Genomic DNA, 13,310 nt, shown 5'->3' with positions numbered 1-13,310 from the left:
TGGCCGAGAATGCGATCGACGCCACCGAACTGCGTGAAACCTTCGGCGCCGACGCCGCCTGATCCCGGAAGACCGACCATGTCCATGCTCAGAAAACTGTCCGCCCTGTTTCGGGGTTCGGCCCATGACGCCGCCCAGGGCGTCGTCGACGCCAATGCGCTGAAGATCCTCGATCAGGAAATCCGCGACGCCGACAATGCTCAAGGCAAGGCGCGCGACGACCTTGCCGGCCTGGTGGCGCGCCGCCGCATGGCCGAGAACGAGATGGTCAGCTTCCGCGACCAGATCGCCAAATACGAAAGCTCGGCCCGCTCGGCCATGAGCCAGGGCAAGACCGACCTGGCACGCGAAGTCGCCGGCCGCATCGCCGAGCTGGAGGTCGAGATCACCAGCCGCGGCCCGCTGATCGAGGACATGAAGACGGCCGAGACGCGCCTGCGCACCGCCATCGCCTCGACCGACCAGAAGATCGAGACGCTTCGTCGCGAGATCGACATCGTCAAGGTCAACGATTCCGTCCAGCGCGCCCAGACCTCGGTCGCCCTGAACTCGGCCGGCGCCCAGTCGCGCATCGGCTCGGCCGCCGACAGCCTGCAACGCATCAAGCAGCGCCAGGCCATCCAGGAAGAAAAGCTGAACGCCAACCAGGCCCTGGAAGACCGCCGCACCGGCGCGGACCTGGACGCCAAGCTGCGCGAGGCCGGCATCCTGCCCGGCCATTCGTCGGCCGACGACGTCCTGGCCCGCCTGAGCCAGCCGGAGGTGACGGTGGTCACGCCGCGCATCGGGCAGTCGGCTCCAGACAAAGACCCGGCCTGATCCATGGAGCGTCTGCGCTTCGATCCCCGCACCGACTGGGACGCCAAGGCCGAGGAACTCGGCTTCACCTGGCGCCATACCGACGGCAAACCCTATTGGGACGAGACGGCCGCCTACGCCTTCTCATTGGCCGAGATCGAGGGCGGGATCGAGGCGCCGACCGAGGAACTGCACGGCCTGTGCCTGGAGCTGGTGAACGAGGCCGTCCAGTCCGAGCGGCTGATGGAGCAGCTCGATATTCCCGAGACCATGCGGGATTATGTGGCCGACAGCTGGAAGCGGGGCGACCCGTCCCTGTATGGCCGGTTCGACTTCGCCTATGACGGCACGGGGCCGGCCAAGCTCTATGAATACAACGCCGACACCCCGACCAGCATCTATGAGACGGCGGTGTTTCAGTGGCTGTGGCTGGAGGATCAGATCAAGGCCGGCGCCCTGCCCGCCGATGCGGATCAGTTCAACAGCCTGCACGAGAAGCTGGTCGACCGGTTCCGGGCCATCTTCCCGAACGGCGGCTTCGTGCACTTCGCCTCCGACGCCGATTTCGTGGAGGACCGCCAGACGGTGCGCTTTCTCGAAGACCTGGCGCGCCAGGCCGGGCTGGACCCGCAGTTCGTCGCCATCGACCAGATCGGCCTGAACGCCGACGGCCGGTTCGTGGACCACGACAACTGGATCATCCAGGCGATGTTCAAGCTGTATCCGTGGGAGCAGATGCTGCGCGACGAATACGCCGCCCCCCTGCCGACCGCCGACGTCACCGTGCTGGAACCGGCGTGGAAGAGCATCCTGTCCAACAAGGCCATCCTGCCCCTTTTGTGGGAGCGGCATGCGGGCCATCCAAACCTGCTGGAGAGCTATTTCGAGGGCGATCCGGCCGAGAGCGCTCTGGGCTCGTCCTATGTGCGTAAGCCGCTGTTCTCGCGCGAAGGCGACAATGTCGAACTGATCGACCAGGGGCTGAGCGCGGCCGAGGTCGTGGACGGCGGCTATGGCGAGGGGCGCTACATCCGCCAGGCGCTGTGCAATCCGCCGAACTTCGACGGCAACCATGTGATCGTCGGGTCGTGGGTGGTCGGGACAGAGCCTGCGGGGATCAGCCTGCGCGAGGACGTAGGCCGCATCACCCGCAACACCTCGCGCTTCGTGCCGCACTTCATTCGGGGCTAGGCGGCGTCACACCGGTTGGCGAAGGCGGCAACCAATGCAAGGCGCGGGTCGTTCTTGGGGTCCCACAGACGCCCGAAAGCCGCATCCATGCCCAGCATCCGCCTCGCCCTGGTCGCCACGACCGCCCTGACCCTCGCCGCCGGCGCCGCCGGCGCCCAGACGCAAGCCCCATCGACGACCCAGGACCGCCTCGGCGCCGTCGTCGGAGCCCTGTTCGGGGATCGGCTCGGCCTCTCGGCCATGGATCAGGCCTGGCTGCGCGGCGGCCGGCCCTTGCGTGACGGCCAGAGCCAGTTCTCGACCCAGGTGGACGCCAGCCTGCGCGCCGGTTCGGTGTCCAGCTCGGCCGCGACGCGGTTGAGGTCGGACTATACCGCCCTGGTCGATCTGGAGACCCGTTACGCCGCGGACGGCATCAATACCCAGGAACGCGCGGACCTGAACGCCCGCTACACGGCACTGACCCAGACGTTGCAGTCTGGCGCTTCGGGTTATGAAGAGACCGACACGGCCGCCCAGGGCCGCGCCGCTTTCAACGCCCGCGTGGACGCCGCCGTGACCGCTCGCCGTCTGACGCGGACCGAGGCCACGCGCCTGAAAACCGACTATCAGGCCCTGATCCAGATCGAGACCCGCTACAACGCCGACGGGACGATCAACGCCACAGAACGCGCCGATCTGGACGCGCGCCTGGATGCTCTGGACCTGCGTGTCGGCGACGGCCCGACCGGCACGACGCCGCCTGCCGCCAACCTGACGGCGCGCGTTCGACTGACGAACCTGGAAACCACCCTGACCGCATCCGAACGCTCGGGCGCCGTCACCCGCGCCGAGGCCGCAGACATCCGCGTCGAAGCCGGCGATCTCGCCCGTCTCGACGCCGCCTACACCCGCACCAGCCCGTCGGCCGACGACACCGCCTACCTCAGCCGCCGCATCGGCGAACTGGAAGCCCGCGCACGCCGCTGAGGCCGGGCCATTATCCCCGACGCTCGGCTTCCACCCGCTCGTAGCCGGCGTCGATCACGAACAGCATGGCCTCGGCGGCGCCGGGGCCATCTTGTCGTTCGATCAGATCGACGATGCGTTCGTGGGCGGCGGCCGTGTCGGCCTGAAGCCGCAGATCGCGTGTCGGCGGGCTGAGGGTGAAGACCTCCAGCAGGGCCGTCTCGATGACGCTGGCCAGCGAGCGCATCATCGGATTCTGCGACGCCGCGCCGATGGCGACGTGCAGGGCCAGGTCGGCCAAAGCGAAGTCGTGCTCGGACAGAGCCTTGACCTGCATCTTTTGCACCGCGTGGCGCATGGCGACCAGATCTTCCGTCGTCCGGCGCTGGGCGGCCAAGGCGGCGGCGGCCGGTTCAAGGGCGCGACGCACCTCGGCCAACTGACGCCTGAAGTCCGCGTCCATGCCGCCCGAGACCTGCCAGGTCAGGACTTCGCGGTCGAAATAGTTCCAGTGGACGGGGTCGGTCACGCGGGTGCCGACACGCGTCTTGACGCTGAGAAACCCCTTGGCCGCCAGCGTCTTCAGACCTTCGCGCAAGGCTGTGCGCGACACGCCAAAACGGTCGAGCAGATCGGCCTCCAGCGGCAGTTTCTCGCCCGGCGCCAGGCGGCCGGTCAGGATGTCCTGCGCCAGGGCGCGCACGATCTGCTCGTGCGTGGACAGAACCTGCGTCGATCTGAGGGGACCGACCGGGGCATCGTTGCTGGCGCTCATCCTGCGGTCGTAAGCCAGGCCGGCTCAAAAGTCAGCAAACCAAATAATATGATTATATGCCGCACGCCTCAGGGCACCAGCACCCGACGCAAGGCGGGCACGGCCAGGATCAGATCGCGCGTCACCAGGGCGGCGAAGAAGTCCGCCCCTTCTTGCCCCAGGTGCGTGTAGTCGAACGACACGCGCGCCTGGCCCAGCGGCTCGACGGCGGCGTTATTCTGGGCCTGGGCCGCAGGCGTGGCCGGCGCCGGCGTCACGCCGGTCGAGCCGGGGATGGTCGTGCCGGTCAGCAGGGCGGCCGCGACCTCGGGCGACGGCGGCGACTGGGCGAAGCGAGCCGACATCATCGGCCCCAGGGCCTGGACGGCGGCGGCGCTGGACGTGTTCAGATCGACCAAGGGCGCGCCCGTCTCCCCGGCGACCTTGCGCACCGCATCGGCCCAGGGGACCAGGTCGTTCTGTAGCCGGCCGTCGACGAACTGACGCCGTGTCAGCGGCGTCAGCAGGACGGGGATGGCGCCACGTGCGCGGGTCTCCTCGACATAGCGTTTCAGATTGGCGGGAAACTGGGTCGCAAGATCGGTGGAGCGGCCCGGCTTGCCCGGTTGATCGTTGTGGCCGAACTGGATCAGCACATAGGTCTGGACGAAGCCGGGTGTAGACATCTCCGCCAGCGCCAGATCCCAGGAGCCTTCGGCGAAATAGCTGCCCGAACTGCGCCCGCCCCGCGCCAGGTTCACGCAGGCGACGAAGGAGGTCACGTGGTCGGCGCAGAAGCTGGGGCCCCAGCCGCCGATCACCGCCGTGGTCGAGTCGCCGACCAGAATGATCTTGGACGCCTGGATCGGCGTGATGGGCGTGCCCCCAGGCGGCGGCGCGGGTGCAGCCTGGGGGGCGGCGAGCAGCGCGACGGACGAGAGGATGGCGGCGAGCGTCATGGGATTTCCTTCGGTTCAGTTCGCACAGACGTTGGTCGGTTCGAGCAAGGCGGCCCAGAGGGTCTGGTCCGTGCTCTCCAGGCGGGTCGCACCGGCGGGCAGGCAGGCGACGCCTTGGCCGCTGGCCCAGCGAACGGTCATCGGTCGGGCCAGTCGGCGCAGCGTCGCGGGGCCTTCGATCGCATAGACCAGCAACCGCCCATCGGCGTCGGCGCCGCCCCAGGAGGACGGTCCGGCGATGACGCGGTCGGAGGGTCGCATCCCTGCTCGCGCCGCCGCCGGGAAGGCCGCCTCGACCGCCCGGCTCAGCTCGGGATAGGCGTCGTCACCGTCCAGCAGCGCCAGGTCGGCGCGGCGGTCGCGGTATTCGCGATAGGCGCGGTAACGCATGGCGGACGTGGATTTCCACAGGTCGCGGCGCACCTGGGCGGGGTCCGCGCCGTTGGCCAGATCCTGCGGTCGGGCGATGGCGTCCACCTGTTCGCGCGGCGCCTTGTCGATGCCGCCTTGGACCGCGAACAGCGTCCCGTCCGGGCGATAGGTCCAATGGTGGAACTCGACCCCATTGATGACGCGCGACAGGGCCGGATCGTCCAGCACCGCGTCCGTCACCGCCTTGGGCGCCTCAAGCACGACCCAGACCGAGCGGCCGGTCTCGGCCTCCCATTCGGCGATGGTTTCCAGCCAGAAGCGGACGAAGGACGCCGGGCCGGTGTATTCCGGGTCGAGGCCGAAGATGACGTTTGACCGATCCTTCAGCGCGTCGAGAGTATGGCGAATATAGAGCCGATGCAGGTCGCGCCGCACGGGGTCGGAGACGTCCCAGAAGACCTCGGCCGCCGGAACCTCCATCGGCATGCCCGTCGTCTGGATCGTGTTCATCGGCCGCCACGGGAAATCGACGTAATGGGCGCGGCTCTCCAGCAGCCAGTGCTGCAGATACATGCGGTGATGCAGGACGACGCCGCGCCGCTCGGCCCGTTCGGCGAACCCGTCCAGCCGGTCGAAGAACCAGGGATTGAAGCGGGTCAGGTCGTATTTGCTGAGGCCGTCCCAGGCGCGTCCCGTGCCACTGCGGGCCCAGGGCAGTTCGATGAAGGGCGCCCAGACCTCGCCGTCCTTCTGATCCGGCGAGCCGTAGAAGTCGTGATCGACGCGGCGGCGGTCGTACCAGAGGCCGTAGTTGTGCTGGACCACGTCGCCGGTGTTCAGGCCCGAGACCAGGGCGTCCAGATCGTCGGTCAGGCCCGGTCCGATCTTGCCCGGCGCGAACCGGGTCAGGAAGGGGCCTGAGGCGGCGGCGGCGGCCGTGGGCATCTGGGCCTGGAAGAAGGCGAAGCCGATCTTGCGCACATAGGCCGGGCGGTCGTCGATCTGGAACCGGCCGTCGGCCAGGGTCAGGGGATGGCGGTCGTCGGACGCACGATGGGCGTCGCGCCAGGCGGCGACCTGGGCATCGGTCAGGCTGGGCGTTCCACGCGCGGACGCGGGCAGGACGACGGGGTCGAGCGCGCGCAGGGCCGAAGCGCCCAGCCGCGCCTCCAGTTGATAACGATACAGGCTCGCTGGTTCCTGCGGTTGGGCTCTGTGGAAGTCGCGGCCGGGCTGGACGCGTGGGTCTTCCAGCACCCCGTCGCCGATCCGTTCGCCGCGACAGCCGACGGCGGCGTTGGGCGCCTCGGGCGGATTGCGCACCTCGACCACTGTCGCCTCACAATTCCACAGCAAGGAATTGGCGGCGGCCCAACCGGCGCCCTGAGCCTCGCGTCCCCGGTGGGTCAGGGTCAGGGCGCCGCCGCGCACCTTGACCCCGTCGAACAGGGCGCCCGAGGCCCAGCTTTCCAGAGCGCCGCTGTCGCCCCTGGCGTCCGTGGCGGTGCAGTCGAGGAAGACGTTGGGGCCGGCCGCCGCATGGCCCAGGCCGAAGTCGTGGATGCCGTCGCGGCTGTCGCAGCGGACGAACAGGCTCTGCTGACCGGCCGTATAGAAGACCCGTCGGCGCCAGCCGCCGATCTCGGACACGGGGTCGGAAGCCGAGACATCCTGGACCGTGATGCGCCGCGTCGTCTCGCCCAGATCGACCACCGAGCCGACGAAGCCGCGCGCCGACAGATTGCGAATCCAGCCGTCGTCGACCCCGTCGAAGGCGACGGCGTACCAGCTGTGATCCTCATCCATAGGCCGTTCGGGATCATGGGCGGAGACCAGGGTCAGACCTTCGATCCCCACCTCGCGGATGCGCGGCGTGGACGGGCCGCGTGTGACCAGACCGCCGCCCATCGCCGGGTCCAGCGCCGTGGTCAGGGGGGCGTCGATGACCACGGCGCCCGGTTCCACCGCCGTCACCGTGCGGTCCCAGACTATGTCGCGCGTGCCCGGCTTCCAGTTCAGCCGCCCCTCGGGCCGCCAGCCGACGAAATCGTCCATGCCCAGGGCGGCGATCCAGGCGTCCGTGCTAGGCCGCCGGATCGTGATCCGGTCGCCGACCGCGAGGCCTGCGGTCGAGACCAGCGGCAGGCGCATGGCCCCCACCGGCACGGCGCCGGCCACCGACACGGGATCGCCGGACGGCGCGGCAGTTCCCTGTCCCACGACGGCGATCAGGGCGCGACGATCCACGCCGGTCGCCACGACGGTCGTGCCGCCACCGGCCGCGCCGCGCAGCACCACGCCGTCGGCCGCGATGCGCACCTGGCCCTCGACCTCATAGGATCCGGGCGTCAGTTGGACCACGCCGCGATGGCCGCGCCGGTCAGCCGGTCGGGCCGCGATCAGATCGATGGCCGCCTGGATTCGCGCGCCGTCGTCGCCCTCGACAGGCGTGACGATCAGGGTCGCGGGATGGACGGCCGGGGCGACGCCGCCGCCGCGATAGCCCGCATGGGAAAAATCGATGGGTGGGATACGCCATACGTCGCGCGGATCGGCGCCTTGCGCGCCGGCCATGCTCGACAGCGCGACCAAGGCCGCTGCGGCCAAGCCGCCCACTCGCCACTTCATGGCCTTTCCTCCCTAGCCATTTGCCGAAAAGTATTATTATATTTCCAGACATGTCCAGCGGTGTCATTCCGCCAGTCGCCGTCAGAGCGTCGGACATCCAGGAAACGAAGGGGTCTTCGATGCTGAGCCGACGCACCTGTCTGGCGACTGCGGCCGGCGCCGCTCTGGCTGCGCCTCTGGCCGGCTGGCGCGCGGCCGAGCCGACGCGCGCCCAGGTGCTGGCGACCATGGCCCGCGCCACCCGCTTCATGACGGAAAAAGTGGCGGTGAACGGCGGCTATGTCTGGTCCTACCTGCCCGACCTGTCGCGCCGCTGGGGCGAGATGGAGGCCTATCCGACCATGATCTGGACCCAGGCGCCGGGCACGCCGGAGATGGGACAGATCTTTCTGGACGCCTGGCGGGCGACCGGCGACGATCTTTATTACACGGCCGCGACCCAGGCGGCCGATGCCCTGATCCAGGGTCAGCATCCGGCCGGCGGCTGGAACTATGTCATCGACACGGCGGGCGAAGATTCGATCCGCCGCTGGTACGACACCATCGGCGCCAATGGCTGGCGGCTGGAGGAGTTTCAGCACTACTACGGCAACGCCACCTTCGACGACCACGCCACGGTCGAGTGCGCCCGCTTCCTGTTGCGGCTGCATCTGGCCAAGGGCGAGGCGCGGTTCCGGCCCGCCGTGGACAAGGCCATCGACTTCGTCCTGACCAGCCAGTTGCCGTCGGGCGGATGGCCCCAGCGCTGGCCCCGGGCGGGCGCATTCGAGAACCACGGCAAGCCCGACTACACCGGCCTGATCACCCTGAACGACGAGGTGGCGGACGAGAACATCGACTTCCTGCTGCTGGTCTTGCAGCAGCTGAAGGACGAGCGGGTGCGCGAGCCGATCCAGCGCGCCATGGCCTGCTACCGCGACCTGCAACAGCCGGACCCGACGCCGGGCTGGGCGCTGCAATACACCCCCGACTTCAAGCCCGCCTGGGGACGGACCTATGAGCCCGCCGCCGTCTCGCCGCATACGACCGCCGCGTCCATCGACAAGATGCTGGACTTCTATCGGCTGACCGGCGACCGCAGCTTCCTGGCTCGCTTGCCGCAGGCGCTGGACTGGCTGGAGCGGATGGAGGCGCCGGTCGAGGCCCACAACGACGGCCGTAACTTCTTCCGCTTCGTCGAGCCGGGGACCAACCGCTTCATCGCCGTGCATCGACGCGGCTCCAACGCCCAGAACGGCGAATACTACGCCGACTTCGACATGACCGGCGCGCGGGGTGAGAAGCACATCGACGTGGCCGCCCTGCGTCGGCGTGTGGCCCAGGTCTCGGCCCTGTCGCCTGAGCAAGCGACGCAGAACTCGCCGCTGCTGGGGCGCGGGCCGTCGCTGATGCCGGACTATGTCATCACCCGTCCGCAGGCGGGTTCGGACCTGAACGCCGCCGGACCGGCCTCGGTCGCGGCTCTAGTCTCGGGACTGAACGCCGAGGGCTATTGGCCGGTCGAGTTGAAGACCACCAGCCATCCCTATCGCGGTCCCGGCCCGGCCGAGCCGCCGCCCGGCTTCGTGGATCGCGGCCAGGTCGGCGACGACTGGGACACCTCGCCGTTCACCGAGGCCAGCGGGCCGATGGGCATCTCCACCGGAACCTACATCAACGCCATGAGCCGCCTGATCGCCGCCGTCGCTGGAGCCCAGCGATGATCACACGCCTTATGACCGCCACGGCAATCAGCCTCGCCCTAGCCGGCTCCGTCCTGGCCCAGACCCACACCCAGACGCAGCAGTCGGTTCCCGAACGCTCTCCGCAAGGTCTGGCCTATCGCGCCCAACCCCTGACTACCGACATCTTCTTCGCCGATCCGTCGGCCCACGTCTTCGACGGCCGGGTCTATGTCTATGGCTCGCACGACATCGAGGCCCCGCCTGCCGACGATCAGCCGGGCAAGGGCTATGCGATGCGAGACTATGTCGTCCTGTCGATGGACCGAATCGGCGGGCCGGTGACGCAGCATCCGGTTGCCCTGACCCTAGAGGATGTGCCCTGGGCGTCTCGCCAGCTCTGGGCGCCCGACGCGGCCGAAAAGGACGGCCGTTATTACCTCTACTTCCCGGCCAAGGACCGCGAGGGCGTCTTCCGCATCGGCGTGGCTGTCGGCGAACGGCCCGAGGGACCGTTCCGTCCTCAGCCGCAACCGATCCCCGGCGCCTTCAGCATCGACCCCAGCGTCTTCGTCGACGACGACGGCGCGGCCTATCTGTTCGTCGGCGGCATTCATGGCGGACAGTTGCAGCGCTGGGCCACGGGAACCTACGACCCGGCCGGCGGCGACACCGACCTGGGCCGCCCGGACCAGCCGGCCCTGACGCCCAAGGTCGCCCGTCTGAGCGACGACAGGCTGAGCCTTGCCGAGCCGATGCGCGACGCCGTGATCGTGGATACGGACGGCAAGCCCCTGCTGGGCGGCGACCTGGACCGCCGCTTCTTCGAGGCGGCGTGGATGCACAAGCACGACGGCCTCTATTATCTCAGTTGGTCGACCGGCGACACGCACCTGCTGGCCTATGGCACGGCGACGACGCCCTATGGTCCCTTCACCTATCGCGGCACGATCCTGTCGCCAGTTCAGGGCTGGACCACCCACCATTCCATCGTCGAGGTGGACGGTCGCTGGCGGCTGTTCTTCCACGACACCCAACTGTCGAACCGCAACAACCTGCGCAGCGCCAAGGTGCTGGATCTGACGCACGAGGCGGACGGCGCGATCCGCACGCTGGACCCCTTCATCCGCGAGCCCTGATCGGCCCGCGATAAAAAGAAGACGACAAAGGAAACGCTCATGAGATTCATCGACCGACGCGCCGCCCTGACCGGCCTCTTGGGAGGCGTCGCCGCTGCGGCCCTGCCCGTCCGCGCCGCCTTCGCCCAGACCAACGAAGAGGCCGCTCCCCTGGGTCGCGAATGGGCGTCCATGAAATGGCGTCGCGGCATCGAGGGCCAGCGGATGGCCGATCTGGGGAACGGAACCTTCCTCAACCCCATCATGTCGGGCGACCACCCCGATCCGTCGATCCTGAAAGACGGCGACGACTACTACATGACCTTCTCGTCGTTCGAGTCGGTGCCGGGCATCCACATCTGGCACTCGCGCGACCTGGTGAACTGGCAGCCGGTGATCGCGGCCCTGACCACCAACATCGGCTCGGTCTGGGCGCCGGAGCTGATCAAGCACGAGGGCAGGTTCTACTGCTACATCCCGGCCCGCTTCCCGGAATACCGCTCCAACTACGTCATCTGGGCGGACAAGATCGAAGGGCCGTGGAGCGAGCCCATCGATCTGAAGATTCCGGCCAACATCGACCCCGGCCATATCGTCGGCGAGGACGGCAAACGCTATCTGTTCCTGAACGGCGGCGACCGGGTGAAGCTGACCGACGACGGCCTGGCCACCGACGGCCCGCTGGAGGAAGGCGTCTACAAGGCCTGGCGCTATCCCGACGACTGGATCGTCGAGGGCTTCGCCCAGGAAGGGCCGAAGCTGCTGAAGCACGGCGAGTATTTCTACATGATCACCGCCATCGGCGGCACGGCCGGCCCGCCCACCGGTCATATGGTCATCGCCGCCCGGTCGAAGTCGATCAACGGCCCGTGGGAAGACTGTCCCCACAACCCCATCGTCCGCACCGCCTCGGGCGCCGAGAAATGGTGGTCGCGCGGCCACGCCACCCTGGTCGAGGGGCCGACCGACGGCGACTGGTGGATGGTCTATCACGGCTATGAGAACGCCTATTGGAGCCTGGGCCGCCAGACCCTGCTGGACCCCATCGAATGGACCGACGACGGCTGGTTCCGCGCCAAGGGCGGCGACCTGTCCCAGCCCATCGCCAAGCCCCAGGGCGGCGAGGCCGTGCCGCACGGCATGGCCCTGTCGGACGACTTCTCGACCGACAAGTTCGGCATCCAGTGGAGCTTCTACGACCCGCAGCCGAACGAGAAGGATCGCCTGCGTCGCGAGAACGGCGTCCTGCACATGAAGGCCAAGGGCAAGGCGCCGATCGATTGCTCGCCCCTGACCTTCGTCCAGGGTGAACAGGCCTATCAGATCGAATGCGAGGTCGAGATCGATCCGGGCGCGGTGGCGGGCCTGATCCTGTTCTACGACCGCGCCCTGTATGCGGGCCTCGGTTTCGACGCGACCCGCTACGTCACCCACCAGTACGGGATCGAGCGCGGGCGTCCGGCCAATCCGCATGGACGACGCATGTTCATCCGCCTGACCAACGCCTACCAGAATGTCTATTTCGACACATCGGGCGACGGCGTTACCTGGCAGCGGTTCGACCGGGGCATGGAGGTCTCGGGCTATAACCAGAACGTCCGGGGCGGCTTCATGATGCTGCGCCCCGGCATCTACGCCGCCGGCGAAGGCGAGGTCCGGTTCAAGAACTTCAAGTTCAAGGCCCTCTGATCAAAGACGCCGGGCGCGTTCCGACGCGCCCGGCCCCCTGCCCTGTTTCCCGAGTTTAGAATGCCCAATACCCTGCACGGCCTGACGCGCGCCCAGATCGACGACACCCTGCGTCGCCTGATCGACAATCTGGTGAACATCACGGACGAGAGCGGCGAGTTCCTGCTGAGGCTCGACGACGGTCGGGTGATCGACACCAAGGGCTGGAACGACTGGGAATGGACCCATGGCATCGGCCTGTACGGGCTGTATGGCCTGTATCAGCAGACCGGCGACCAGGCGGTGCTGGACATCATGCTGGACTGGTTCCGAGACCGGTTCGCGGCCGGGACGCCGACCAAGAACATCAACACAGTCTCGCCCTTCCTGACCCTGGCGCATCTGTACGAACAGACCGGCGACCAGACATACTTGCCCTATCTGGACGCCTGGGCCGAATGGCTGATGGACGGTCTGCCCCGCACCGAGGAGGACGGGTTTCAGCACATCGTCTTCAACGACGAGAACCCGCAGGAACTGTGGGACGACACCCTGATGATGAGCGTCCTGCCCCTGGCCAAGATCGGCCTGGTGCTGGGCCGGCCGCACTACGTCGAGGAAGCCAAGAAGCAGTTCCTGGTCCACATCAAATACCTGTTCGACCGCAAGACCGGCCTGTGGTTCCACGGCTGGACCTTCCTGGGCCGGCACAACTTCGCCGACGCCCTGTGGGCACGCGGGAACTGCTGGGTCACCATCGCCATCCCGGAGTTCATCGAACTGCTGGACCTGCCGCCCGAGGACAGCGTGCGTCGCTTCCTGATCGAGACGCTGGAGGCCCAGGTGAAGGCCCTGGCGGCGCATCAGGACGACAGCGGCCTGTGGCGCACCCTGATCCCGGATCAGACCAGCTATCTGGAGGCGTCGGCGACCGCCGGCTTCGCCTACGGCGTCCTGAAGGCGGTGCGCAAACGCTATATCGGCGCCGAACATGCGCCGATGGCACTGAAGGCGATCCAGGGGGTGCTGGCCAATATCTCCGACGACGGCGAACTGCAGCAGGTGTCGTTCGGCACCCCGGTCTTCGACGACCTGCAGGGCTATCGCGACATTCCGCTGACCTCCATGCCCTATGGCCAGTCGCTGGCCATCCTGGCGCTGGCGGAGTTCCGACGCGGCTTCATCTGATCTCAGGCGGGCGAGGCCGGCGCCG

Annotated in this window: 10 protein-coding genes; 7 read left to right on the top strand and 3 right to left on the bottom strand. The window is 68.1% G+C overall.

The window, feature by feature from the left end; genetic code table 11:
* The first annotated feature begins 78 nt into the window (after positions 1-78).
* From WC597_RS13795 to WC597_RS13785, 3 genes are all read left to right on the top strand, one after another.
* Positions 79-819, top strand: a complete 741-nt coding sequence (locus WC597_RS13795; RefSeq protein WP_372694106.1) for a PspA/IM30 family protein — start codon at positions 79-81, stop codon at positions 817-819.
* Between the two features lie 3 nt (positions 820-822).
* A complete protein-coding gene (locus WC597_RS13790) occupies positions 823-1,989 on the top strand; it encodes a glutathionylspermidine synthase family protein (protein WP_372694104.1) in 1,167 nt (388 codons plus the stop codon).
* A gap of 87 nt (positions 1,990-2,076) precedes the next feature.
* On the top strand, positions 2,077-2,958 hold the full coding sequence (locus WC597_RS13785; protein WP_372694102.1) for a hypothetical protein: 882 nt from the start codon (positions 2,077-2,079) through the stop codon (positions 2,956-2,958).
* A gap of 10 nt (positions 2,959-2,968) precedes the next feature.
* On the opposite strand, the gene WC597_RS13780 is transcribed toward WC597_RS13785, so the two are convergent.
* From WC597_RS13780 to WC597_RS13770, 3 genes are all read right to left on the bottom strand, one after another.
* Positions 2,969-3,712 carry a FadR/GntR family transcriptional regulator gene (locus tag WC597_RS13780; RefSeq protein ID WP_372694100.1) on the bottom strand — a complete coding sequence of 248 codons (744 nt, stop codon included), beginning with the start codon at positions 3,710-3,712 and terminating at the stop codon, positions 2,969-2,971.
* A gap of 68 nt (positions 3,713-3,780) precedes the next feature.
* Positions 3,781-4,650 (bottom strand): rhamnogalacturonan acetylesterase, encoded by an 870-nt coding sequence (locus WC597_RS13775; RefSeq protein WP_372694098.1) that lies wholly within the window; start codon positions 4,648-4,650, stop codon positions 3,781-3,783.
* A gap of 15 nt (positions 4,651-4,665) precedes the next feature.
* Positions 4,666-7,650, bottom strand: coding sequence for a DUF6298 domain-containing protein (locus tag WC597_RS13770; protein ID WP_372694096.1), 2,985 nt, complete (start codon positions 7,648-7,650; stop codon positions 4,666-4,668).
* 119 nt (positions 7,651-7,769) lie between these two features.
* Between WC597_RS13770 and WC597_RS13765 the strand changes: the two genes are divergently transcribed.
* Genes WC597_RS13765 through WC597_RS13750 form a run of 4 tightly spaced genes read left to right on the top strand, consistent with a single transcriptional unit; the run spans position 7,770 to position 13,285 of the window.
* A complete protein-coding gene (locus WC597_RS13765; RefSeq protein ID WP_372694094.1) occupies positions 7,770-9,353 on the top strand; it encodes a pectate lyase in 1,584 nt (527 codons plus the stop codon).
* Positions 9,350-10,450 (top strand): glycoside hydrolase family 43 protein, encoded by a 1,101-nt coding sequence (locus tag WC597_RS13760; protein ID WP_372694092.1) that lies wholly within the window; start codon positions 9,350-9,352, stop codon positions 10,448-10,450. The genes WC597_RS13765 and WC597_RS13760 overlap by 4 nt, the downstream gene beginning before the upstream one ends.
* Positions 10,451-10,489: 39 nt before the next feature.
* Positions 10,490-12,118: a family 43 glycosylhydrolase gene (locus WC597_RS13755; protein ID WP_372694091.1), complete on the top strand. Its 1,629-nt coding sequence runs from the start codon at positions 10,490-10,492 to the stop codon at positions 12,116-12,118.
* Between the two features lie 60 nt (positions 12,119-12,178).
* A complete protein-coding gene (locus tag WC597_RS13750) occupies positions 12,179-13,285 on the top strand; it encodes a glycoside hydrolase family 105 protein (protein ID WP_372694089.1) in 1,107 nt (368 codons plus the stop codon).
* Positions 13,286-13,310 lie beyond the last annotated feature (25 nt).

It is taken from the genome of Brevundimonas sp., from assembly GCF_041648115.1.
GTDB lineage: Bacteria > Pseudomonadota > Alphaproteobacteria > Caulobacterales > Caulobacteraceae > Brevundimonas.
Note: the sequence above shows the minus strand (reverse complement) of the source record. Positions and strands in the feature narration are given on the sequence as shown.